Below are 24,759 nucleotides of genomic sequence, written 5' to 3'. Positions count from 1 at the left end.
TTCTGGGTGGCCCCATCCGGCAAGCTGTCAGAAACGGACGATCAGAAGCCCACGCCGGCAGCGTCACGCCACCGTGCGGGGCCCTGCGGAATTTGATGGGGAGGCGCCACTCCTTGCCCGGCTCAACGGATCAAAAGCTTGACGGAACGTACCATTACGCCAACATCCACCCGGATCGCGCGGGGGCTATCACGTTGTCGTGCGCAGACCCTCGACCGGCATCGTGGACGGCGCTCCGAACCATCGCGTTGTGGTGGCGTGGAGGTTTTCCACCTCCGTGCGGTCGGGGTGGTGTGTCGAGGAGGCCCAGGCCACGTAGCAGTCGGGGCGCAGCAGCAGGGCCGATGGGAGTGTGCCCTGGTCGGCCGGCTCCTGGTCCGGCGAGGTGGGCGACGCCGCCGCGATGAGCCTGCCGTGAACGACGTCGACGCGGTCGCCCCAACTGGCCAGGGCTTCAGCGAATATGCCGGCCGGGGTCATGTCCACGAGTAGCGGGCGCGCGGAATGCGTCAGTTCCGCGACGCGCACCGAACCTGCCGCGGTCTGAACGGAAAGGTCCGGGCTGAATCTCCCGGCGTACGCGTGGGTGGACTCCGGGCCCATGTCGTAGCGGACGTCCGCCCCGGCCGTGAGGGCGGCCAGGCGAGCCACTACCGCCGGGTCTCTCAGCAGCTCGGCGAAGAGTTCACGGAGTCCGGTGACATCGCTGCCGGGTGCGATCAGAGCAGCTTGCGCCCGGGCGTTCACGATCATGCGCTCGGCGGCGGCGCGCCGCTCGGTCTCGAAGGAGGGGAGCAGGTCGGCCGGGGCGTCGCCACGGATGGCCGACGCCAGTTTCCATCCCAGGTTGACGGCGTCCTGCAGGCCGAGGTTGAGCCCCGGCCCTCCGCCGGTGGCTCCGAACAGGTGGGCGGCGTCGCCGATGAGGAAGACGCCTCGATCCGCATACCGTGTCGCCAGCCGGGTGTGGCCGCCGGTCATGCGCCGGAGCACGTGCGGGCCGGGGCCGCGTGGCTCCTGAAGGGGCACTTCAGCGCCGAGTACGCGCCGGATGCTGTCGCCCAGTTCCGCAAGGGTCATCGAGCTGGCCGGTTCCGGTTGATCCCATTCGGTCGTGGTCAGGAGGGGCGGTTGCCCGGGGAGTGGAGCGTAGGAGAACCCGCCGCGCTCTGTCCGGTGCGGGAGAAACGGAGGTACCGGACCATATCCGGGGACCTGGAGCATGCCGGTGCCGGGATCGATCCCTTCCGGGGGCAGTGTCACATGCGCCGATCGCACCGTCATCCGGTCATGGTGCACGCCGGGGAAGTCGATGCCGGCCAGTTTCCGGGTGGCGCTGTGCGCGCCGTCGGCACCGACGGCGAAGCGGGTGCGCAGTTCGTACTCGCCCTCGGTGGTGGCGACCCGCAACGTGATCCCGTCCTCGTCGGGGTCCATGCCGACGAGTTCGTGCCCGCGCCGGATGCGCACCTTCAGTTCGCCAGCCCGCTCCTCGAGCATGGCCTCGATCGCTCGTTGGGTTGCCGGCACCGCGTATACGGGACTGTGGGTGAGCAGGCTGAGGTCGAGTCCCAGACCGCCGAACATGAAGTATGCGGAGTTCGGCGAAGGGGGCTCGGAGCTCCCGGCCAGTCGTTCATGAAGCCCGCGGTGGTCGATCACCCGGACCACCTGCCCGAGCAGCCCGTTCGCTTTGGGCTCGGTGCTCGGTTCGTCTCGTCGTTCCAGGACGATCGGTTGCACGCCGGCCAGAGCCAGCTCGCAGGCCAGCATCAAGCCGGCCGGGCCCGCGCCCACGATCACTACGTCAACAGACATTTCCCCGCCTCCGAATGGACGCCGTCTCTCACGGTCGCGTCGTGTGGCCAACCTAGACCGCAAACTTGCGTGCACGCAAGTTTGCGTACACGCAGCCATTGTGAGATTGTCAGCGTGTGATGCGCGAACGGCCGGACCTGCGGGAACGGAAGAAACAAGCCACTCAGGAAGCGCTGCGGGAAGCCGCGCTCCGCCTCGCGCTGGAACGCGGGACGGCAAATGTGCGGGTCGGTGACATCGCCGAGGCCGCGGGCGTATCGCCGAGGACCTACAACAACTACTTCTCCAGCCGCGAACAGGCGATCGTTGCCGCGGTCACCGCGCATCGGGAGGCACGGATCGCGAAGGCAATGGCCGATCAGCCCACCGGCACCCGGCTGGCCGACGCCGTCGCCGAGGCGATCGTGCGCGGATACACGGATCCGGGCGAGGATGATCACGCCGCACTGCTGCTCATCGCCACCGACCCGGCACTTCGCCACGCGTTCCTCGATGCCACCGCGGGCATCGAACCACCGCTCATCGCCGCCCTGGCGCAGCGACTCGGCCGCGCCGAGCATTACGTCGCTCAGGTACTCGCGGCAAGCGTCACGGCCGCGGTACGTATCGCCCTCGAGCGCTGGTTGCGGCCGGCCGATCCCGCCCCTGCCGCCCTTCTCGTACCGACCGGCTCACTGCCGGATCTGCTGCGCGGCGCGCTCGAACCACTGGCGCCCGCGCTCAACGCCGCCGAGGCCTCCCGAGGCAACTCAGCGCGATACACCTGATCAGCGTCCACCATCCATGCCCGGCTCTGCCGACAGCGTCATCCCGGATGGAAGGGGGTCGACATAGAGTCCGGCCATGGCCACCTTCCTGGCAGCATGAGGCGCCGACCGGTGTGCTGATCCGAAGTCGACGTACCGGCGTACGGTATCCGATTACTCGACTTGGCGACTTGGACCTTCGGAAAGCGGGGAGCTACGGATGGCGGAGACGCTCTACAAGGACACCACCTACACGGTGTCCTTGCTGGTCCAGTCGATCGGGCTCGGGAAGATCGCCTTGCCGGACATCCAGCGGCCGTTCGTCTGGCAGGCGGCGAAGGTCCGCGAGCTATTCGATTCGATGTACAAAGGGTTCCCGGTCGGCTATCTGCTGTTCTGGGAGACCGGGGCGGACACGGGCGCGCGGCAGATCGGCATCGGCACTCAGGCGGCGGTGCCGAACCATCTGATCGTGGACGGGCAGCAGCGGCTGACGTCGTTGTTCGCCGTGATGACGGCGGCGAAGGTGCTGCGCGACGACTACTCGGAGGCGCGTATCCGGATCGCGTTCCGTCCGGCGGATGCGATGTTCGCGGTCACCGACGCGGCGATCGAGAAGGATCCCGAGTACATCCCCGATATCAGCACGTTGTGGCAGCAGGGCGGGAAACGGGCTACCACAAAGGCGTTCCTGAAAGCGGTTGGCGCCCGGCGCGAGATCGACGACGCCGAGGAAGAGCGGCTCGAGGACGCCATCGACCGTCTCTACGACCTGCAGCACTACCCGTTCAAGGTGGTCGAGCTGTCCGCCAGCGCGGACGAGGAACAGGTCGCCGAGATCTTCGTACGGATCAACAGCGAAGGCGTCACCCTCATCCAGGCCGACTTCATCCTCACCCTGATGTCGGTGTTCTGGGAGAAGGGCCGCCGCGACCTCGAGCAATTCTGTCGCGCCTGCCGGCTGCCCACGCTCAACGGCGCGTCCCCGTTCAACTGGTACATCCAGCCCCAGCCACCCCAGATGCTGCGGGCGACCGTCGCGGTGGCCTTCCGTCGGGCGGTCCTCAAGCACATGTACACCCTGCTGCGCGGTCGGGACCTCGACACCGGCAAGCCTTCACCGGAGCGACGCGACACGCAGTTCGCCCGCTTGGCGCAAGCGCAGGAGCACGTGCTCGACCTGACGAACTGGCACGAATTCCTGCTGTGCCTGGAGCGTGCCGGCTTCCGCGGCAAGAAAATGATCTCCAGCGAGAACGCGATCATCTTCTCGTACGCGATGTGGCTGATCGGCCGGGTGGACTACGGCGTGCCGGTGGCCCGGCTCCGCGAGGTGATCGCCCGCTGGTTCTTCATGGCGCACACCACCTCGCGGTACTCCGGCTCCTTCGAAACCCAGGTCGAACGCGACCTCGCCCTGCTGGCAGACGTTCAGCCCGGCGACGCCGACGGGTTCGCCGCCGTACTCGATCGGATCGTCGACGACACGCTGACCACCGACTTCTGGGACATCACCCTGCCCAACGAGCTGTCCAGCTCCGCCTCGAAGTCGCCCGCGCTGCTGGCCTACATCGCGGCCCTGAACATCGTGGACGCCGACGCGCTGTTGTCCACCGGGAAGGTCCGGGCGCGACTCGACCCCGCTGTCACCGCCAAGAAGGGCATCGAACGCCACCATCTGTTCCCGCGTGCCTACCTGCGCAAGCTGAAGATCGCCGGGACCAAGCAGATCAACCAGATCGCCAACATGGCGCTGGTGGAGTGGTACGACAACATCGCCATCTCCGACCAGCCGCCGTCGGTCTACTGGCCCGACCAGGTCGCCAAGAAGGCGCTCCGCGAGCCGGCGCTGGCCGAGCAGGTTCGCTGGCACGCCCTGCCCGACGGATGGACCGAGCTGCCGTACGAGGAATTCCTTGCCCAGCGGCGCAAGCTCATGGCCCGCGTGGTCTGCGCCGCGTTCGAGCGGCTCGCCGACCAGCAGTACGCACCCGTCTACCCCACCCCGGGTGCTCCGGCCAAGGCGACCACAACAACCCGGGCCTACTACGCGGTACGAGTCGTCGACCTGCTGGACGCCGGCCTGATCGCCGCGGGCGCGATCCTGATCAACCCGAACGACGACGTTCAGGCCACTGTCCTGTCCGATGGGCGCATCGAATTCGACGGCATCACGTTCGACTCGCCCTCCGGAGCCGGTGACGCCGCGCACGGCGGCAGCACCAACGGCTGGGCCTACTGGCTCGCCGACACTCCCAGCGGCCTACGTCCACTGGCAGGGCTACGGGACGATCTGCGTGCCGGCGACGAGGCTGACACCGACGGCCAAGACGTGTGAAGCGGAAACCGGGCATGGGCCTGACGCGGTCAGGCGCCGCTTCGGGATCTTCAACCACACCACCCAGGCGCCGGGCGGTGCCGTGACCGTGCCCGGTTTCACCATGACCAGGCCCTGAGCACGTGAGCCACTGGTAGTTCGCTGACAGTCCGGGCCGTACCGCACCGCGGTACGGCCCGGACCGCGTTCTGACCGCCCGCCGGCACGTCCCCGGCTGGTGAGGGGGCCACCCGGCTCCGGCGGGACAACGCCTCACTGCTGCGGGATCTGGATGCCGGCGGCGCGCAGCCGTGCTTCGATGAGCGCGGTCAGCCGGGTCGCGGTCGGCGCCTCGTCGGCCCGGTGGTCGTTGATCAGGTGGTAGCGGGTGGCCGCGTCGGAGCTGGAGAACAGGGTGCCCGCATGCGTCTGCATGGCCGCACGTTCGGTGAGCAGGTTGTCGGCCACTTCGGAGGCGAGGTCGTCGAGTCGCGGGTCGTCCGGCTCCCAGGACAGCGCGTCCCAGGTCCGCTTCCACAGCTTCACGTAGTCGGCGTCGTCGAGGCGGCGTTCCAACTGGGCCAGGAAGCCGTCGAAGAGCGCCGGGGCCAGCGCGTGGGCGAGGACCAGCGCCTCCCGTTGCGAGTCCACGACGGCGGGGCCGAAACCCAGCTCGGCCAACCGGTCCAGCAGGACGCAGGCGCGGTCGGGCAGCAGCGCCCGGTCACCGTCGGCGAGCCGGCGTAGCGTGTCGCGGCGGGCGATGAGACCGGTGATCCGTTCGGTGAGGCGCCGTTCCACGTCGGCCACGGTGGCGGCGAAGTGCTCGGGGTCGGCGTCGAGCAGATCGGCGATCTCGGTGAGCGGCACGCCGGCCTCGGCCAGGGTGCGCACCTGGACCAGCCGCAACAGATCGGTGGAGGTGTAGCGCCGGTAGCCGGAGGTGTCGCGGTCCGGTTCGTCGAGCAGCCCGAGACGGTGATAGTGCCGCACCGTCTTGATCGTGACACCGGCGAACGCGGCCGCCTGCCCGATCATGAGCCCGCCGGTCATCGGCTCAGGTTGGTCGGTGCCAGTTCGCGGACCGCGCGCGCGACGGCGGGGGAGTCCTTGCGCAGGATGGTGCTGTGGTTGCTCGCGACCTTGGCGCTGATCGCGACGTTCGGGTTGCGGGCCGGAATCGCCTCGAGCGCGGCACGCCCCTGTTCCATCTCGTCGCCCTTGTTGCCGAGGCTGGCGCCGGTCGCCAGGACGAAGCGCACGGGACAGGCGAGGCGTTCCAGCACCGGCACGCTGGCGTGGGCGATCTCGTTCGCCTCGATGTTGACCTCGGCGTGCTCCCGCGCGTTCATCCGGGCGCCCATGCCGAACCGGCTGGCGATCGGCAGCAGCCACCGCAGGCGGTGGAACTGCTGACGGATGCGTTCCCGGCCGGCCTCGCCGGTGAGTCCGAAGGGGAAGGAGTCCACGCTGACCAGGCCCAGCGCTCGCTCCGGATTCCGGTCGGCCCAGTGCCACGACAGGATCGCGCCGTAGGACCACCCCACCAGCAGCGGCCGCTCCACTCCCCGGGCGGCGAGCACGGCGTCCAGGTCGCGCAGGCAGGCCTGGAAGGAGTAGTCGGCGGAGCGCTTCGACCGGCCGCGGGCCCGCTCGTCGTAGGTGATGTGGCGGTAGTCGCCGCCGAGCTCGGCGATGAGCCGCCGCCAGTGCGACTTGTCGGCGTAGGCGCCGTTCAGGTAGACGACAGGAGTGCCCGAGCCGCCGGTGTCGGTGACCGCGAGGGCTGTGTCGTCGACGGGAAGCATGCCCGTCCAGGGCGAATTGGTCATACGCCGAGATTAGGGATTGACCTTAGGTCAGGGTCAACCGTCGTACGCCGGAGCCGGCGCCCCGCATCGGAGGATGGCGTCCAGGCGGCCGCCTTGCGGCGCGAGCACCTGGCAGAGCCCGCGTCGTCAGGTCTGAAGTGGTGCCGGCCGGCAACGCCCTGCGGCCGGCGCCGGCCGGCACCGCGGGCGGCCGGACACGGCTGTGCCCGCGACCGCGAACGCGGTCGCGGGCACGGCCGCGAGAAAGGTCGACGCCACGCGGTGACCCGGGGATGGAATGGTGCTCAGCCGGCGTTGATGTCGCGCCGGCGGAAGCCGGTGACCGCCAGCGCCAGCAGGACCGCCGTCGCCGCACCGAGGCCGATCAGGTTGACCGGGTCGATCGGGTCCTTCGGGTAGTTGCCGACCCAGTAGAACGGCGAGAGGGCCTTGATCACGGTGGGCATGTCGAGGACCGAGCCGAAGAACCGCTCCACGATCACGAGCCCGCACAGCACCCACGCGAGCGGGGTGGCCTTGGGCAGCCACGCGTAGAGCACCGCGGTGAAGGCGATCAGCACGCCGATGCCGAGGGCGAACGCTCCGCCGCTCGTGAGCAGCACCAGCAGGCTGGTGTCGCTGCCGGAGAGCAGAGTGCCCACCCAGAGCGGCAGGGCGCCGCCGAGCAGCAGCAGGACGAGCGCGCCGATCCCGGCGACCGCCAGGTGGGCGAGCAGCGAGCTGGTCCTCGACAGCGCCCGCGACAGGCTGAGTCCGAGGCGGCCCTCGTCCTCCTCGGGCTTGACCCGCAACACGGCCGCGGTGGTGAAGACGGCCACGGCCAGCGCGTTGTGCAGCATCATGATGGCCAGGAAGGCCGCGATCGGGTCGGAGCCGAAGATCTCCGCGGTCAGCGAGTTCTGACCGGCGATGTCCTTGATGGCGGACCCGGAGTCGGCGCCGAGGAACAGCCCGGCCGGACCGAACATCGCCACGCAGCCCACCAGCCACCACAGCAGCGTGCCGCGCTGCTGGCGGAAGACCAGAGCGAACGGGCCGGCCAGCGACGGGGCGGCGTCGGCCCGGCCGATCCGGCCCTGCAGCAGAGCGCCGCCGTGGTCACGCCGGGAGGCCAGGGCGGCTCCCGCGGCCAGCGCCACGACGATCGCCACCAGGCTCACGGCCAGGGGCCACAGGCGCACGTCGACGTACGCCCGGGTCTGCTGGGTCCAGGCGATGGGGGAGAACCACGACAGCCAGCTGCCGTGCCGCTCCTGGATGTCGCCGATGCCGCGGATCAGGACCGCGGCGGCCAGCACCGCGAAGGCCAGACCGGAGGCCGCGCGGCTGTGCACGGTCAGCTGGCTGGTCACCGTCGTGATGCCGGCGAAGACCAGGGCGGTCAGCCCGACCCCGGTCATGAGCGTGAACGTGTCCGCCGGGGCGAGCTGCCCGGGGCCGATCAGCAGCGCGCTGCCGAACACCACGAAGGCCACGTCGGCGATCACCACGACCAGGAACGCCGCGACGCTGGCCGCGTGCCGCCCGACGGGCAGGGCGCGGACGAGCTCACTGCGGCCGCTGGCCTCCTCGGCGCGGGTGTTGCGCGCGATCTGCAGGATGTTCATCGTGGCCAGCAGCGCTATCAGCCACAGCGCCATCTCGTTGGTGAACATCGCGCCGATCGTGTAGTTCTCCAGCCCGTACCCGGGACCCGCCAGCAGCGTGCCGCCGGCGTTGGTCATCGCAGCGGCCCGGTTCTGCCGGTCCGCGGCGGTGACGTAGACGGCGCTGATCGCGACGACGTAGTACCCGCAGAACAGCACCAGGGCGCCGGTCCAGACGGTCAGCCGCACCCAGTTGCGCCGCAGCATGAAGCGCAGCAGATACCCGGTGCCCGCGAGCGCGGCGGCCGATGCCGAGGTCTGCGGCGGTGCGGTGCGACCGGCCGGTGCCCGCCGGGCGACGTCCAAGGTCGGCGCGCTCATCGGGACACCGCCTCCAGGTCACGCTCGCTGCCGTAGTGGCGCATGAACAGTTCCTCCAGCGAAGGCGGGGTGGCCGTGAGACCACGGACGTCCAGCCTGGTCAGCGCGGTCAGCACGGCACCCATCCGGGCGTTGTCGACGGACAGGTCCACCCGGGTGGCGCCGCTGCCGACGGTGGTGGTGACGTCATGGACGCCGGGGATGGTGGTGATGGCCGCCGGGTCCTGCGCGACCAGCACGCTGACGGTGGTGCGGGTCAGGTGGCGCAGTTCGGCGAGGGTGCCGGACTCGACCGTACGACCGCTCCTGATGATGGTGACGGTGTCACAGAGCTTCTCGACCTCGCTGAGGATGTGCGAGGACAGCAGCACCGACTTGCCGGCGTTCTTGACCTGCTGGACGTTGTCGGTGAAGACCGCCTCCATCAGTGGGTCCAGCCCGGAGGTCGGCTCGTCGAAGATGTAGAGCTCGGGGTCGACCAGGAAGGCCGCCACCAGCGCCACCTTCTGCCGGTTGCCCTTGGAGTATGTGCGCGCCTTCTTGGTCGGGTCCAGCTCGAAGTGCTCGAGCAGGGCGGCCTTGCGCCGCTTCAGCTGCGCGCGGTTGCCCGACGTGGTGTGCAGCCGGGTCAGGTAGTCGATGGCCTCGCCGCCGGTCAGGTTGGGCCACAGGCTCACGTCACCGGGAACGTAGGCGAGCCGGCGGTGCAGGGCGACGGCGTCGTTCCACGCGTCACCGCCGAACAACTTGGCGGTGCCGGAGTCGGGGCGCTGCAGCCCGAGCAGCACCCGGATCGTGGTCGACTTGCCGGCGCCGTTGGGGCCGAGGAAGCCGGCGACCTCACCGGGACGGACGGTCAGCTGAAGGCCGTCGAGCGCCTTGACGGAGCCAAAGGATTTGTGCAGGTCGATGATGTCGACGGGGTTCTGAGACATGGTCACATCCAGGTGGAAGAGGGGCGGGTGGGTGCCGGCGTCGGTCGATCCGTCGTCACGACGAGCGGACCGTGCGGCGCCGTCTCGGCGGGGGAGCGCCGAGACGGCGGCAGGGCGGGGGACGCGGACAGGGGACGGGGCGCCGCAGGCTCAGGCCCGCTTGTTGAAGGTGGAGACCGACCAGAGGTATCCGACAAGCGCCAGACCGACGCACCAGGCGACGGCGGCGATCGCGCTGCCGGTCGACAGGTTGCCCATCAGCAGCCCGCGCAGGGTCTCGATGATCGGGGTGAACGGCTGGTACTCGGCGAACTGGCGCACGCCGGCACCCATGGACTCGGCGGGGACGAAGGCGCTGCTCAGGAACGGCAGCATGATCAGCGGCACGGTGGCCACACCCGCCGACTCCACGCTCTTCGCGGCCAGGCCCAGCGCGACGGTGAGCCAGCCGGCCGCGAAGCCGAGGAGCACGACCAGACCGACCGCGGCGAGCCAGTCGAGGGCACTCGCGCTGGGCCGGAATCCCAGGGCGAACGCGACCCCGACGATGGCGGCGCAGGCCACCAGGCAGCGCAGCGTGGTGACGACCACGTGCCCGGTCAGCACGGCGCCCCGGGAGACGTCCATGACCTTGAACCGGTTGATGATGCCCTTGGTCATGTCGGAGTTGACGCCGGTCGCGGTGGCGCTCAGCCCGTAGCTGACGGCCATCACGAGCAGGCCCGGCGTCGCGTAGTTGATGTAGCTCGAGCCGACGCTGAACGCGCCGCCGAACACCTTGACGAACATCAGCATGATCACGATCGGGAAGAGGATCGCGTTGAACACGGTGGTGGGGTTGCGCAGGGTGTGTTTGAGGTTGCGACGCAGCATGACCGCCGAGTCGCCGAAGGACGTCGCGACAGCGCTCATCGTACGGTCGCCTCCTCACGCGAGTGGTTGGTGCTCGTGGTGTCGGTCAGGGCCAGGAAGACGTCGTCGAGATCGGGCGTACGGACGGTGAACTCCCGAAGGTTGATCATGTGCTCGTCCAGCCGGTTGAGCAGGGCCAGCACCGACCGTGGCTGACCGTCGTGCGGCACCCGCAGGGTGAGCTCGTCGTCGTCGCGGGTGGAGCCGGCCAGGATCCGGGCGGCCGAGCCCAGGTCGTGCAGGTCGGCGAACCTCAGTTGCAGGTGGGCGCCGGGGACCTGGCGCTTGAGCTCCTCGGGGGTGCCCCGGGCTACCAGCCGGCCCTGGTAGAGCACCGCGATCTGGTCGGCGAGCTGGTCGGCCTCCTCGAGGTACTGGGTGGTCAGGAAGATCGTGGTGCCCTCCGCGACCAGCTCGCGGACGATGCCCCACATGGTGCGCCGGCTGCGCGGGTCGAGACCCGTCGTCGGCTCGTCCAGGAAGATGATCTCCGGGTTGCCGACCAGTGTCATCGCCAGGTCGAGCTTGCGGCGCATGCCGCCGGAGTAGGTCGAGGCCAGCTTGTCCGCCGACTCCATCAGATCGAAGCGCTTCAGCAGCCCGGTGACCACCTGGTCACCGGAGCGCAGGTGCTTGAGGTCGGCCGCCAGGCGCAGGTTCTCCCGGCCCGACAGCAGCTCGTCGACCGCGGCGAACTGGCCGGTCACACCGATGGCCGAGCGCACCCGCTTGGTCGCGGACGCGACGTCGTGCCCGGCGACCCGCACCGTCCCGCCGTCGGCGCGCATCAGCGTCGTCAGGATGTTCACGGTCGTGGTCTTGCCGGCCCCGTTCGGGCCGAGCAGCGAGAAGATCGAGCCGGCGGGGACGTCGAAGTCGATCCCGTCCAGTACTACCTTGTCGCCGTAGTTCTTGCGCAGCCCCGAGACTGAAATCGCTGAACTTCTCATTTCTCCACCATTCTTGTCGGACTCGAAGCGCAGTCGACCCGACGCTGATTTGGTTTCGCCCGTCCTCCGTAGGTCCATTCGAGATCGCACCTTCCTGACGATCTCCGGGCGCGGTGAACATCGCTGCGGCGAAGGGATCTCGCCGGTGTCGGCGTCCGGATGGTGCGCCTGACAGCGACGTGTGCGTGTACCCCTCGATCGGGCACTCGGCCTCCCTTCTCATGGTGGTCCCACGGGCGCTGCGCGCTGTGTGAAGTGAGCGTATCCATCCACGGTGGCGTGTCGAGCGCGCGAACCTCCGATTAGGGGTGAGGGGGTGCGAATAGGGGGCGCCGGGGGCGGAAAATCGATCTTGTAAAACGACGGGAGAATCCCTGGAATGGGCTGGGGTGAGCACCGCTGTTCAGGGGTCCTGCCGTCCTTGACATGCGTCGGTGGTCGAAACCTACGATGGCCACCAAATCCATTCGGCGCCGGGCAATGTCTTTCGGGCGACGCCCGGCGGCAGGCTCCGCCCGGCCACACCGTATTCGTATCTCGAAGCAATTCCTGACTCCTGAAGGACGGTGGCACGTGAGCACGAACCCTTTCGATGACGAGGACGGCCGTTTCTACGTCGTGGTCAACGACGAGGAGCAGCACTCCCTGTGGCCCGCCTTCGCCGAGGTGCCCGCCGGCTGGCGCGTCGTCTTCGGCGAGGACGCCCGGGCCAAGTGCCTCGAGTACGTCGAGCAGAACTGGTCCGACCTGCGCCCGCGGAGCCTGCGGGAAGCCATGGCGACGGACTGACCGGCGTCGTATACCGCGAAGGAGAGAGACCCATGTTCGTGCCGCGTATGTACCGCGAGCCTGACGCGCAGTGGATTCTGGAACTGGTGCGGCGCAATCCACTGGCAATGCTGATGACCAACGGCACTGACACGGACGGTCCCTTCGGCACTCATCTGCCGGTCATCCCGGACCCGCGGTCCGGTGCCGAGGAGCTGACGGACCTGACCGGAGCGACGCTGCTCGGCCACATGAACCGCGCGAATCCCCAGTGGAAGGCGCTGCGCCCGGGAACGCCCGCGGTGCTCAGCTTCGCCGGCCCGCACGGCTATGTCTCACCGACGCTCTACCAGCACACTCCCGCCGCGCCGACCTGGAACTACACGGCGGCGCAGCTCCGCGGCGCGATCGAGCCGATCGATTCCGCCGAGGAAGCGCTGTCGGTGGTGCGGGCCACCGCGGGAACCTTGGAGGCCGACTTCGGGGCCGGCTGGGACATGGCCGATTCGATCGGTCACTTCCGCCGCATCCTCCCGGGGGTGGGCGCGTTCCGCTTCACGGTCACCCGCGCCACGGCGATCTTCAAGCTCAGCCAGGAACAGAACGGCGAGACCCAGGGCCGGGTGTGCCGCCACTTCCAGGAAGCAGCCGGCCGGCAGCGGGAAGTGGCGGACTACATGAGCAGGGTGACCGAAGTCAGATGACACGCCGGTCGGCGGGGGGATCGATCGGCCGACCCCCGCGGGCCGGCGAACATAAATGGGGGACGACAACCATGGACGAACACCGGGCCAAACCCACGAACGCCAGCGGCAAGTCCACACAACACGAATTCGTGGCCTCGTTCGTCGGCAAACAGACGACAGTGCGGAAATCGGGAATGGACTTCCCGCCGAACATGTCCGAGCGCGCCTGGGAGCAGATCGGGACCAGTCTGCGCGAGCTGGCGAACTCGTCGGCCTGGTGGCTCGCCGACTGGCTGATCTACGGCGAGGCGGCCTTCGGCTGGCGGCCGTACCGCGAGGCGATCGAGCGCACCGGCCTGGACTACCAGACCCTGCGCAACTACGCCTGGGTGGCCCGGCGGTTCGAGCAGGAGCGCCGGCGCGACAGCCTCAGCTTCGCCCACCACGCCGAGCTGGCCCGCCTGGCGCCGGCCGAGCAGGACTACTGGCTCCGCAAGGCCGAGCAGCAGAAGTGGTCGCGCAACGAGCTGCGCCGATCGGTGCGCGCCAGCCTGGCCGAGCGCAGCCAGGACAGCAAACCGTCCGTCGCCGACGGCGAGCAGATCAAGGCCGTCCCGCAGCTGGCCGAGTCGGCGGGGGCGGAGCGGCGCCGCCGGTCGACCACCAAGCTCACCATCGAACTGTCCGCGAGCCGGCTGGACGGCTACGCCAGAGTGGCCGCCGCGCACGGTCTCTCCGTGGACGAATGGGTCACCCGTGTGCTCGACGCCGCCGACCGGCGCGTCGCCTGACGACGCCGGAAAGTCCCCTCCCGTGGTGCTCCGGCGTCCTGATCGACCGGCCACCCGTCCCATCGGAGCTGATTCATGATTCTTCCCGGAAAACGAGTCCCCCTGCCCGCGGTGCCCGTGGTCCACCGCCGGTTCGAGGCGCACGCCAAGGCCACCCCCGACGCGACCGCCGTGCGCTGGGCCGGGCAGAGCCTGTCCTACCGAGAGCTCAACGCGAAGGCCAACCAGTTCGCCGCTCTGCTCGCCGAGCGCGGGCACGCCCGGGGCGCGAAGGTCGGCGTCTGCCTCGACTACTCGATCGACATGCTGGTCGTCATCCTGGGCATCCTCAAGGCGGGCGCCGCCTACGTGCCGCTCGACCCGGCCTACCCGGAAGCGCGTTTGCGGCTGCTGCTCGGGCAGATCGCCGACCTGGCCGCGATCGTCGCCTCTCCCGCCACGGCCGAGCTGGTGGACTCCGCGACCGTGCCGGTCATCGACCTGGCGCAGCTGGCCGATCAGCTCGCGGCGCTGCCGGAGACCGACCCCGACGTCACCGTCACCGGCGACGACCTCTGCTACGCGGTCTTCACCTCCGGCTCGACCGGGGTGCCGAAGCTGACCGCGGTCCGGCACGAGAACTGGTTCAACCTGCTCAACTGGCTGTCGCGGGAGTACCGCCTGGACCGCCGGTCGCACAACCTCGTGGTCAGCGCGTTCGGCTTCGACCTCTCGCAGCGCAGCCTGATGGCGCCGCTGTTCTGCGGCGCCACCCAGCACCTCATGGCGAGCCGCAACTTCGACCCCGCGATGGCCTACCGGCTGCTGGGCGAGCACGACATCCGCGTCGTGCACTGCGCCTCGTCCACCCTCTACGTGCTGGTGGACTGGGAGGTCGCGGCCGGGGGCGACACGCTCAGCCGGCTCGACTACGTGCTCTTCGGCGGCGAACCGCTGCACGTCGAGCGGGTCCTGGACTGGGCCCGGCGCGAGGGCAACACCTGCACCCTGCTGCACCAGTACGGCGTCGCCGAGTGCGCGGACGTCGCCACCTCGTTCGACCTCGCCGGCTACCGGCGCGGCGAGCACGACGTCGCCCCGGTCGGGCGGCCCGGCTACAACACCGACATCCACCTGGTCGACGAGGAGCTGCGCGGGGTACGGACCGGCGAGCACGGCGAGATCTGCATCGCCGGGCGCAGCGTCGGGGCGGGCTACCTCAACGGCTCGGGTCCCGAGTCGGCGCGGTTCACGACCATCCAGGTGCACGGCGCCCCGGTGCGCATCTACCGCACCGGTGACCGCGGCTACGTCACCGGCGACGGCCAGCTCATCGTCCTGGGCCGGATGGACACCCAGGTGAAGGTGCGCGGCATGCGCATCGACCTGCACGACATCGAACGGGCGCTGGGCCGGCTGCCCGGCGTGCGGCAGGCCGCCGTCGTGGTCGGGCGCACCGACTCCGGCGAGACCGAGCTGACGGCCTTCCTCGTGCCCGCCGGGGACGAGCCGGCCGAGAAGGACGTGCGCGCCCAGCTGCTGAAGGCGCTGCCGCGCAACATGGTGCCGGCTCACTTCCGCACCATCTCCCGGCTGCCGCTGAGCCCCCACGGAAAAGTCGACCGCGCGGCGCTGCTCGACGAGCTGCGGACCACGGTGCCGCCCCGATGACCGACGAGAGGACTGTGATGATCGCCGAACGAGTGCACGCCATCTGGTGCCGTGAGCTGCAGAACGACGACGTGGCGTACGACGACGACTTCTTCGCCCTGGCCGGGCACTCCCTGATCATGGCCAAGATCCAGCGCGCCTTCGTGCTGGAGATCGGCGTCGAGGTGCCGGTGGACCAGCTGTACCGCAATCCGACCGTGGCGTCCATCTCGGCGTACATCGAATCGCTGCAGACGGTCGCCACGTAGCACCACGCCGGGGGCCGTCCCGCTCGCGCGACAACGGCTCACCCGGCCGGTCAGTTCCTTTCTTTCATCGGCGGCGTCCACGCGCCGCGGGTGAACGCTGACCTCCCCCGGCCTCATTCGGGCCGTCTCCATCACCTTGCTGGGTTAAGAGAGGCGTCATGTACGACGTGATTGTCATCGGTGCCCGCTGTGCGGGTTCGCCGACGGCCATGCTGTTCGCGCGGCAGGGATACCGTGTCCTGCTCCTGGAGAAGGCGAAATTCCCGCAGGACACGCTCTCCTCGCATTACCTGCACACGCAGGGCGTGGCGCTGCTCAACCGGTGGGGGCTGCTCGACAAGCTGCGCGCCACCGGATGCCAGCCCATCACCCGCCAGGTGTACGAGGCCGCCGGCGTGCGCGTGGAGGGGTTCTCCCTGCCGATCGACGGCCTGCGGACCACGTACGCGCCGCGGCGCTACGTGCTCGACCCCGTGCTCGCCGACGGCGCGGTGGCGGCCGGCGTGGAGTTCCGCCAGTCCTGCGCGGTCAACGACCTGGTGTACGAGGACGACCGGGTCGTCGGGGTCAGGTACACCACGCCCGCCGGCCAGCAGAGCACCGAACGCGCCCGGCTGGTGGTCGGCGCCGACGGCATGCGGTCGCTGGTGGCCCGCAAGGCCGGGGCGCCGTACGTCATCGAGCACGCCCGGCTGACCTGCGTCTACTACAGCTACTGGGCCGGGGTGCCGGCCGACTTCGAGCTGTACGAGCGGCCCGGACGGTGGGTCGGTGTGCTGCCCACCAACGACGACCTGACCCTGCTGATGACGTATTTCCCGCAGTCCGACTTCGGGGCGGTCCGCAAGTCGGTGGAGCCGGCCTACCTCGACACCTTCCGCACGACCGCGCCCGAGCTGTACGAGCGGATGCGGGCCGGCGAGCGCGTCGAGCAGATGTACGGCACCGGGCACCAGGAGAACTTCTTCCGTAAGGCGTACGGGCCCGGCTGGGCGCTGGTCGGCGACGCGGTGACCCACAAGGACTCCATCACCGCCCGGGGCATCACCGAGGCCTTCGTGCAGGCGCAGAGCCTCACCGACCACATCGGGCCGAACCTGCACGACGACCGCGCGCTCAAGTCGGCGCTGCGGCGCTACGAGAACGAACTCGGCGGCGAGACCCTCAGCCATTACCAGGGTGCTCTCAACGTGGCCGAGCTCAAGCCCGAGGGACGTACGGAGATGCTGCGCAAACTGGTCGGTCACCAGGAGCAGATCGACCGCTATTTCTCGACCCTGTCGGGAGCGATTTCCATCGACGACTTCTACAACGAGGAACTCCTCACCCTGCTCGACCAAAGCTGACTGACGATCTGCTCGCCAGGTCCGCCGATATTGGAGACACAATGATTCCGTTGTCGTTCGCGCAGCGCCGGTTGTGGTTCGTGGACCGGTTCGAAGGTCCGTCGCCGACCTATAACGGCGCTTTCGCCATGCGGTTGACCGGTGAGCTGAACGTCGGGGCGCTCGAGTCAGCGCTCCGGGATGTCATCGACCGGCACGAGGTCCTGCGTACGGTGATCGTCGAGGGCGACGACGGCGTCCCGTACCAGCAGGTCCTGTCCTCCGATGCCGCACCGTTCGCCCTGCCGCTCACCGCGATCGCGCCGGCGGACCGGCCGGCCGCGGTCGCCGAGGCCGCCCGGCAGACCTTCGACCTGGCGACCGAGGTGCCGATCCACGCCCGGCTGCTGCGCACCGCCGCTCAGGACCACACGCTGGTGCTGGTGGTGCACCACATCGCCCTGGACGGGGAGTCGCTCGGGCCGCTGCTGCGCGACCTCAGCACGGCCTACTCGGCCCGGCGCGCGGGGCAGGCCCCCGGCTGGGAGCCGCTGCCGATCCAGTACGCCGACTACGCGCTGTGGCAGCAGGAGGTGCTCGGCGACGAGTCCGACCCGGAGAGCCTGGCCGCCCGGCAGCTGGCGTACTGGCGCGAGGCGCTGGCCGCCCTGTCCCAGCCGCTGGCCCTGCCGACCGACCGTCCCCGCCCGCGGGTGATGAACTCGCGGGGCGACCTGGTGCAGTTCGCCATCGAGCCCGCCCTGCTCACGTCCGTGCAGAAACTGGTCGCGGAGCAGGACGTCACGGTGTCGATGGTGATGCACGCGGCGCTGGCGGTGCTGCTGCACCACCTGGGCGGCGGCGACGACGTGCCGATCGGCGCGCCCATCGCCGGACGCATCGACGAGGAGCTGCGCGACCTCGTCGGGTTCTTCGTCAACACCTGGGTGCTGCGCGTCGACCTCAGCGGCAACCCGAGCTTCCGGCAGCTGCTCGACCGGGTGCGGGACCGCTCCCTGGGCGCCTACGACAACCAGGATCTGCCGTTCGAGCGGCTGGTGGAGCTGCTGAACCCGGACCGCTCCACCGCGTACCACCCGTTCTTCCAGGTGATGCTCGCCTGGCAGGAGCCGCTGGGCGACCTGGCCTTCGCCGGCCTCGGGGTCGAGGCGGAGACGCTGGAGACCGGGACGGCCAAGTTCGACCTGTTCTTCAACATCATCCCGGACCGGGCGGGCGGGGCCGGCATCCGGCTCGAGTACGCCACCGACCTGTTCGACCGCGCCACCGTCGAGGCCCTCGCGGCCCGTTTCACCCGCGTGCTGGGCCAGCTGGTGTCCGACCTGGACCGTCCCGTCGACAGCGTCGACGTGCTGCACGACGTGGAACGGGACCGGCTGCTGACGCGGTTCAACGACACCGCCACGCCGGTGGGCGACCACACGATCCCGAAGCTGGTCGAGCTCCAGGCGGCCCGCACGCCGGACGCCCCCGCCGTGGTGTGCGACGGCCGCACCCTGACCTACCGGGAACTCGACGACCGGGCGGACCGCCTGGCCCGGGAGCTGGTCGGGCGCGGGGTGCAGGCCGAGGATCTGGTGCTGCTGGCGGTGCCGCGCTCGGAGGAGCTGGTGGTCAGCCTGCTGGGCATCAGCAAGGCCGGCGCCGGCTACCTGCCGATGGACTCGCGGTACCTGGGCGCGCGGGCCGCGGGGGTGCTGGCCGAGGCCCGCCCGTGGATGGTGGTCACCGACACCGCGACGGCGCGCGAACTGCCCTGCGACGGCCTGTCGGTGATCAACATCGACGACCGCGAGCAGTGGGAGTCGCGCGACGACACGACCCTGGTGCCGCCGGCCCCCGGCAACCTCGCGTACGTCATGTACACCTCCGGCTCCACCGGCCGGCCCAAGGGCGTCGCGATCACGCACCGCAATGTCGTCAACGGCGTCGCCGAACTGGCCCGCCGGCTCGACCCCGCGCCCGGGTGGCGGATACTGGCCGGCACCTCGATCAACTTCGACGTCTCCGTCTTCGAGCTGCTGACCGCCCTGTCCACCGGCGGCACGGCCGAAGTGGTGCCCGACGCGCTGGCGCTCGCCGAGCGCGACCGCTGGGACGGCCACGTGATCAGCGGGGTCCCGTCGGTGCTCGGCGAACTGGTCGGCCACCTGGACAAGGCACCGGACCTGCGTACCGTCGTCTTCGCGGGCGAGGTCCTGCCCGCCCGGCTGGCACGCCAGGTGCGCGAGGCGCGTCCCGGCGTACGGATCATCAACTCGTACGGGCAGAGCGAGAGCTTCTACGCCACCGCCTTCGCGCTGCCGGCCGACCAGGACCCGACGCCCGGCGACGTCGTGCCGATCGGCACCCCGCTGGGCAACATGCGCGCGTACGTGCTGGGCCCGGGGCTGCACCCGGTGCCGCAAGGCGTGCTCGGCGAGCTGTACGTGGCCGGCGCCTGCATCGGGCGCGGCTACCACGCCCGCCCGGGCCTGACCGCCGAGCGGTACGTGGCCGACCCGTACGGCCCGGCCGGCGAGCGGATGTACCGCACCGGTGACATGGTCCGCTGGAACGCCGACGGACAGCTGGAATGCGTCGGCCGCGACGACAACCAGGTCAAGGTGCGCGGCTTCCGCATCGAGACGGCCGAGGTCGAGGCGGCGTGCACGCAGCACCCCGGCATCCGCGAGGCCGTGGTGGTCAGCCGCGAGGTGCCCGCGGGCGGCCGGCGGCTGGTCGCCTACGTGGTGCACACCGGTGAGGGCGCCGTCGGCGACAACGGCGCCGGCGGCATCGGCGACGTCGACGTGCAGGCCGGGGCCTCCGCCGCCGAGCTGCGCACGTTCGTGGCGGCCCGGCTGCCCGACTACATGGTGCCCTCGGCGTTCGTCGCCCTGAGCCGGCTCCCGCTGGGCCCCACCGGCAAGCTGGACCGCTCGGCGCTGCCCGAGCCGGAGTTCCTCGGCGAGGCCTACCGCGAGCCGCGCACCGAGGCCGAGACCATCATCGCCACGGCCTACGCGGACGTGCTCGGCGTCGACCGGGTCGGCATCGACGACGACTTCTTCGCCATCGGCGGCGACAGCCTGCGGTCGATCCAGGTGGTGGCACGGGCCCGGGCCCGCGGCCTGCACCTCACCACCCGGGAGATCTTCGAGGGCCGCACCGCGGCCCGGCTGGCCGAGCTGGCGTCCGCGCGCCGCGACCGGGCCCCGGCGCTCGCCGAGGACGAGGACGGCGGGATCGGGCCGATGGTGCTGCTGCCGGTGGCCCGGCAGGTGTTCGAACACGGCGGCGGAACCGACCGGTTCGCCATGGCGATGGTCCTGGAGCTGCCGGCCGGGATCGACGCGACCGGACTGGCCGCGACCCTGGACGCCGTCGTCGACCGGCACGACCTGCTGCGGGCCCGGCTGGTGCCCGGCGACGAGCCGGCTCTGGACGTGCGCCCGCGCGGCAGCGTCCGGGCCACCGACCTGATCCACCCGGTCGCCTGCCCCGGCGAGTGGGCGGAGCCGGGCGTCCTGGCCGCGGCCGAGGCGCAGCTGGATGCCGCGGTCGCCCGGCTCGACCCACAGGCCGGCAAGGTGGCGGACTTCGTGTGGTTCACCACGCCCTCCGGCGCCGGCCGGCTGCTGATCGTGCTGCACCACCTGGTGGTCGACGGGGTCTCCTGGCGCATCCTCATGTCAGACCTCGCCGAGGCGTGGCACCAGATCCGCGCCGGCCGCCCGGCCGCGCTGCCCGCCGTCGGCACCTCCGCCCGCCGCTGGACCGCCGCGCTGCGGGCCGAGGCGCTCTCCCCGGAACGCGAGTCCGAACTGGACTACTGGCGCGACCTGCTGGAGGTGCCGAACCCGCCGCTGGGACAGCGGCCGTTCGACCCGGCGGTCGACGTCATGGGCACCGTCGACACCGTACGGCTGCGGTTGCCCGCCGAGGTCACCGAGGCCGTGCTGACCCGGCTCCCCGCCGCGTTCCGGGCGACCGCTACCGACGTGCTGCTCGCCGCGCTGGCCCTGGCGGTGGACCGGTGGCGCGGCGCCCAGCAGCCCACCCTGGTGCGGCTGGAGGGGCACGGCCGCGAGGAGGACGCCGTCCCCGGCGCCGACCTGTCGCGCACCGTCGGGTGGTTCACCAGCATGTACCCGGCCCGCGTCGCCGTACCGGGTGTGGAGCTGACCGACGTGCTGGCCGGCGGCGCGGCCACCGCGGCGGCGATCAAGCTGGTCAAGGAGCAGCTGCGCGAGGTGCCCGACAAGGGCCTCGGCTACGGCCTGCTGCGCTACCTCAACCCGGAGACCGCCGAGCAGCTTGCCGAGTACCCGGCGCCGCAGATCGGCTTCAACTACCTCGGCCGGATCTCCGACACCGACGTGCCCGAGCACCTGCGCGCCCACGGGTGGGTGCCGGCGCCCTGGTCCAGCGAGCTGATCGCGATGCCCGACCCGGACCTGCCCGCGCTCTCCACGCTGGAGATCAACTCGGTCGCCGTCGACACCGCCGAGGGCCCCCAGCTCCAGATCATCTGCATGTTCCCCGCCGGGCTGCTCTCCCGCGAGCGGGTCGGCGAACTGGCCGACCTCTGGACCGACGTGCTGCGGGGCATGGCCAGGTACGCCGGTCGCGCCCCGATCGGCGGCCTCACCCCCTCCGACGCCCCGCTGGTGACGGTGCGCCAGGACGAGATCGAGAGCTGGGAACAGCGGTACGGCCGGCTGGCCGAGGTGTGGCCGCAGGCACCGGGCCAGTCCGGCATCCAGTTCCAGGCCGCGCTCGCGGACGGCGCCTTCGACGTCTACCACATGCAATTCGTGCTGCACCTGTCCGGACACGTCGATCCCACGAGGATGCGCGCGGCCGGTCAGGCGCTCCTGCGCAGGTACCCGAACCTGCGTTCCGCGTTCCTCGCGACGGCCGGCGGCGATCCCGTCCAGGTCGTCCCGGAGCACGTCGCCCTGCCCTGGCGGCACATCGACCTGACCGGGCAGGGCGACGCGGAACAGAACGCCGCCCTGGACGCCTTCCTCGCCGGGGACCGGGCCGACCAGCTCGACCCCACCCGGCCGCCGCTGCTGCGCCTGGCGCTGCTCACCTGCGGACCGCAGCGGGCCAAGCTGGTGATCACGGCCCACCACACCCTGTTCGACGGCTGGTCGTCGCCCCTGGTGATCAAGGACCTGATCCGACTGTACGCCGAGACCGAGGACGACCTCGCCCCGGTCCGCGGCTACGGCGACTACCTGGCCTGGCTGTCCGCGCAGGACCGCGACGCGTCGGCCGCCCGGTGGAAGCAAGAGCTCGCCGGACTCGACCAACCGACCCTGGTGGCAGCGGATACGCCGCCGGACGGCGAGGCGTCCGCCCTCGGGCGCGTCGAGGTGCCGTTCTCGATCGACCAGGGACGCCGACTCGCTGGGCGGGCCGCGGAGCTCGGGGTCACCCTGAACACGGTGCTGCAGGGCGCCTGGGCGATCCTGCTGTCGAAGCTGACCGGCCGCCCGGACGTGGTGTTCGGCGCCGCGGTCAACGGCCGCCCGGCCGACGTGCCGGGTTCCGAGGAAATGGTCGGGCTGTTCATCAACACCCTGCCGACCCGGGCGTTCTGCAAGCCGTCCGACACCGTCGGGCAGGTCGTGACCGAGCTGCAGAACCGGCAGATCGCGCTGCTCGACCACCACTACTACGGGCTGGCCGACATCCAGCGCGGGGTCGGGCTGCCCACGCTGTTCGACACGATCGTGGTGTTCGAGAACTACCCGATCGACCGTGCGGGCATCGTCGAGGCGAACACCGCCGCCGGCTTCGCGATCGACGGCATCCGGCCGTTCGCCGGCTCGCACTACCCGCTCACCCTCAACTCCTCCGACCCGTACCTGCGGCTCTCGCTCGACTACCAGACGAACATCTTCGACCGGAACGCGGCCGAGGTGATCGCCGGGCGGCTCGTACGGGTGCTGGAGCAGGTCCTCGAGGACCCGGACACCGCGGTCAGCGCCGTGGACGTGCTCTCCGAGCGGGAGCGCGACTGGTTGCTGCGCGAGATCAACGACACCGCGCAGCCGGTCGCCCCGGACACCCTGCCGGGCGCGTTCGAGGCCCAGGTGCGGCGCGACCCCGACCGGGTGGCGCTGATCGGGGACCGCGAGCGACTCACCTACGGCGAGTTCAACCGGCGCGCCAACCAGCTGGCACACTGGCTGATCGAGCGGGGCGCCGGACCCGAACAGCTGGTCGCGGTCCGCATCCCCCGGTCGGTCGACCTGCTGGTGGCGATCTACGCGGTGGTCAAGGCCGGTGCGGCCTACCTGCCGCTGGACACCGAGCTTCCCGAGGACCGGGTACGGCAGGTGCTCGACAGCGCCAAGCCGCTGCTCGTGCTCGACGGCACCACCCCGGACGTGTCCGGCCGGCCCACCACGGACCCGCACCGCACGCTCGCGCCGGACAACGCCGCGTACGTCATCTACACCTCCGGCTCCACCGGTGGCCCCAAGGGCGTGCAGGTGGCCCACCGGGCCATCATGAACCGGCTCAAGTGGGGCCTGGCGCACTTCGACGTCGACGCCGGGGACCGGGTGCTGCTGAGCACCACCGCGAGCTTCGACGTGTCGGTGCCCGAGCTGTTCGCGCCGCTGCAGGTCGGCGCCGCCATCGTGATCGCCCGCCCGGACGGCCGCCGGGACCCCGCGTACCTGGCCGACCTGATCCAGCGGGAGGGCGTGACCGGCGCGGACTTCGTGCCGTCGCTGCTGGAGGCGTTCCTCGGCGAGCCCGCGGCCAAGGAGTGCGACAGCCTGCGCTGGATGGAGGTCGCCGGCGAGGCGTTCCCCGCCACGCTGGCCAACAAGGCCGTCGAACTGCTGCCCGGCTGCGGGGTGCACAACCTCTACGGCCCGACCGAGGCCGCGGTGGAGGTCACCGCCTGGCAGCACGTGCCCGGCGCGGACCGGGTGCCCATCGGTGCGCCGGTGTGGAACACCCAGGTCTACGTGCTGGACGCGGCGCTGCGCCCGGTCGCCCCCGGCGTGGCCGGCGAGCTCTACCTCGCCGGCACCGGGCTGGCGCGTGGCTACCTCGGGCAGACCGGGCTGACCGCCAACCGTTTCGTGGCCTGCCCGTTCGGTGCGCCGGGAAGCCGGATGTACCGCACCGGCGACGTGGTGCGCTGGAACAAGCACGGCCAGGTCGAGTACATCGGACGGTCCGACTTCCAGGTCAAGGTCCGCGGGTTCCGCATCGAGCTGGGCGAGATCGAGCAGGCCCTGAGCGCCTCCCCGCAGGTCGCCACCGCGGTGGTCGTGCTGCGCGAGGACCGTCCGGGCGATCAGCGGCTCGTCGGGTACGTGGTGCCGGCCTCCGGCACGGACCCGGCGCGGCTGGACAGCGCGGCGCTGACCGAGCTGGTCCGGGAGAACCTGCCGGAGTACATGGTCCCCTCGGCGATCGTGGCACTGGCCCGGATCCCGCTGACGCCGAGCGGGAAGCTCGACCGCAACGCGCTGCCGGCGCCGGACCGCCCCACCGCCGCGACCGGCCGGGGGCCGCGCAACCCCACCGAGCAGGTGCTGTGCCGGCTCTTCGCCGAGCTGCTCGGGGTGGACGAGGTCGGCGTCGACGTCGACTTCTTCGAACAGGGCGGGCACTCCCTGCTCGCCACCCGCCTGATCGGCCGGATCCGCAAGGAACTCAACGTCGACGTCAAGGTCACCATGGTGTTCCGCGGCCCGACCGTCGCCCAGTTGGCGGCGCAGATCAAGAAGTTGTCCGCCTCTAACCGCCCCCAGCTGCGCCCGATGAGCGTGTAG

General features: G+C 70.6%; 16 protein-coding genes. 9 read left to right on the top strand and 7 right to left on the bottom strand.

The window, feature by feature from the left end; all coding sequences use genetic code 11:
• Nucleotides 1-189: 189 nt before the first annotated feature.
• A complete protein-coding gene (locus Asi03nite_RS10525; protein ID WP_239102586.1) occupies nt 190-1,803 on the bottom strand; it encodes an FAD-dependent monooxygenase in 1,614 nt (537 codons plus the stop codon).
• A 134-nt stretch (nt 1,804-1,937) separates the two neighbouring features.
• Between Asi03nite_RS10525 and Asi03nite_RS10520 the strand changes: the two genes are divergently transcribed.
• Both Asi03nite_RS10520 and Asi03nite_RS10515 read left to right on the top strand, forming a co-directional pair.
• The gene (locus Asi03nite_RS10520; RefSeq protein ID WP_203678712.1) at nt 1,938-2,585 is read left to right on the top strand and encodes a TetR/AcrR family transcriptional regulator; all 648 of its coding nucleotides are present in this window, start codon (nt 1,938-1,940) and stop codon (nt 2,583-2,585) included.
• A gap of 199 nt (nt 2,586-2,784) precedes the next feature.
• Complete coding sequence (locus Asi03nite_RS10515) at nt 2,785-4,902, top strand: GmrSD restriction endonuclease domain-containing protein (protein ID WP_203678482.1); 2,118 nt, start codon at nt 2,785-2,787, stop codon at nt 4,900-4,902.
• A gap of 252 nt (nt 4,903-5,154) precedes the next feature.
• Here Asi03nite_RS10515 and Asi03nite_RS10510 read toward each other — a convergent pair whose 3' ends face one another.
• From Asi03nite_RS10510 to Asi03nite_RS10485, 6 genes are all read right to left on the bottom strand, one after another.
• Nucleotides 5,155-5,934 (bottom strand): MerR family transcriptional regulator, encoded by a 780-nt coding sequence (locus Asi03nite_RS10510; RefSeq protein ID WP_203678480.1) that lies wholly within the window; start codon nt 5,932-5,934, stop codon nt 5,155-5,157.
• Nucleotides 5,931-6,713 (bottom strand): alpha/beta fold hydrolase, encoded by a 783-nt coding sequence (locus Asi03nite_RS10505; protein ID WP_203678478.1) that lies wholly within the window; start codon nt 6,711-6,713, stop codon nt 5,931-5,933. The genes Asi03nite_RS10510 and Asi03nite_RS10505 overlap by 4 nt, the downstream gene beginning before the upstream one ends.
• A 284-nt stretch (nt 6,714-6,997) precedes the next feature.
• Complete coding sequence (locus Asi03nite_RS10500; RefSeq protein ID WP_239102585.1) at nt 6,998-8,680, bottom strand: ABC transporter permease; 1,683 nt, start codon at nt 8,678-8,680, stop codon at nt 6,998-7,000.
• Nucleotides 8,677-9,615 carry an ABC transporter ATP-binding protein gene (locus Asi03nite_RS10495; protein ID WP_203678477.1) on the bottom strand — a complete coding sequence of 313 codons (939 nt, stop codon included), beginning with the start codon at nt 9,613-9,615 and terminating at the stop codon, nt 8,677-8,679. Before Asi03nite_RS10495 ends, Asi03nite_RS10500 begins: the two co-directional genes overlap by 4 nt.
• Before the next feature lie 150 nt (nt 9,616-9,765).
• Nucleotides 9,766-10,527, bottom strand: coding sequence for an ABC transporter permease (locus tag Asi03nite_RS10490; RefSeq protein WP_203678476.1), 762 nt, complete (start codon nt 10,525-10,527; stop codon nt 9,766-9,768).
• Nucleotides 10,524-11,477: an ATP-binding cassette domain-containing protein gene (locus Asi03nite_RS10485; protein ID WP_203678475.1), complete on the bottom strand. Its 954-nt coding sequence runs from the start codon at nt 11,475-11,477 to the stop codon at nt 10,524-10,526. Before Asi03nite_RS10485 ends, Asi03nite_RS10490 begins: the two co-directional genes overlap by 4 nt.
• 573 nt (nt 11,478-12,050) lie before the next feature.
• On the opposite strand from Asi03nite_RS10485, the gene Asi03nite_RS10480 reads away from it, so the two are divergent.
• The 7 genes from Asi03nite_RS10480 to Asi03nite_RS10450 all read left to right on the top strand — a co-directional run bounded on the left by Asi03nite_RS10480 (nt 12,051) and on the right by Asi03nite_RS10450 (nt 24,759).
• Complete coding sequence (locus tag Asi03nite_RS10480) at nt 12,051-12,266, top strand: MbtH family protein (protein ID WP_203678474.1); 216 nt, start codon at nt 12,051-12,053, stop codon at nt 12,264-12,266.
• 32 nt (nt 12,267-12,298) lie between these two features.
• Complete coding sequence (locus Asi03nite_RS10475) at nt 12,299-12,949, top strand: FMN-binding negative transcriptional regulator (RefSeq protein WP_239102584.1); 651 nt, start codon at nt 12,299-12,301, stop codon at nt 12,947-12,949.
• Nucleotides 12,950-13,020: 71 nt separating this feature from the next.
• Nucleotides 13,021-13,722, top strand: coding sequence for an LmbU family transcriptional regulator (locus Asi03nite_RS10470; protein WP_203678473.1), 702 nt, complete (start codon nt 13,021-13,023; stop codon nt 13,720-13,722).
• A 75-nt stretch (nt 13,723-13,797) separates the two neighbouring features.
• Entirely contained in the window at nt 13,798-15,372 is a 1,575-nt protein-coding gene (locus tag Asi03nite_RS10465) for an amino acid adenylation domain-containing protein (RefSeq protein ID WP_203678471.1), read from the top strand.
• Nucleotides 15,369-15,620, top strand: coding sequence for a phosphopantetheine-binding protein (locus Asi03nite_RS10460; RefSeq protein ID WP_239102583.1), 252 nt, complete (start codon nt 15,369-15,371; stop codon nt 15,618-15,620). Before Asi03nite_RS10465 ends, Asi03nite_RS10460 begins: the two co-directional genes overlap by 4 nt.
• A gap of 158 nt (nt 15,621-15,778) precedes the next feature.
• The gene (locus Asi03nite_RS10455; RefSeq protein ID WP_203678470.1) at nt 15,779-16,966 is read left to right on the top strand and encodes an NAD(P)/FAD-dependent oxidoreductase; all 1,188 of its coding nucleotides are present in this window, start codon (nt 15,779-15,781) and stop codon (nt 16,964-16,966) included.
• Between the two features lie 41 nt (nt 16,967-17,007).
• Nucleotides 17,008-24,759: a non-ribosomal peptide synthetase gene (locus Asi03nite_RS10450; RefSeq protein WP_203678469.1), complete on the top strand. Its 7,752-nt coding sequence runs from the start codon at nt 17,008-17,010 to the stop codon at nt 24,757-24,759.

This window comes from Actinoplanes siamensis, from assembly GCF_016862395.1.
GTDB lineage: Bacteria > Actinomycetota > Actinomycetes > Mycobacteriales > Micromonosporaceae > Actinoplanes > Actinoplanes siamensis.
Note: the sequence above shows the minus strand (reverse complement) of the source record. Positions and strands in the feature narration are given on the sequence as shown.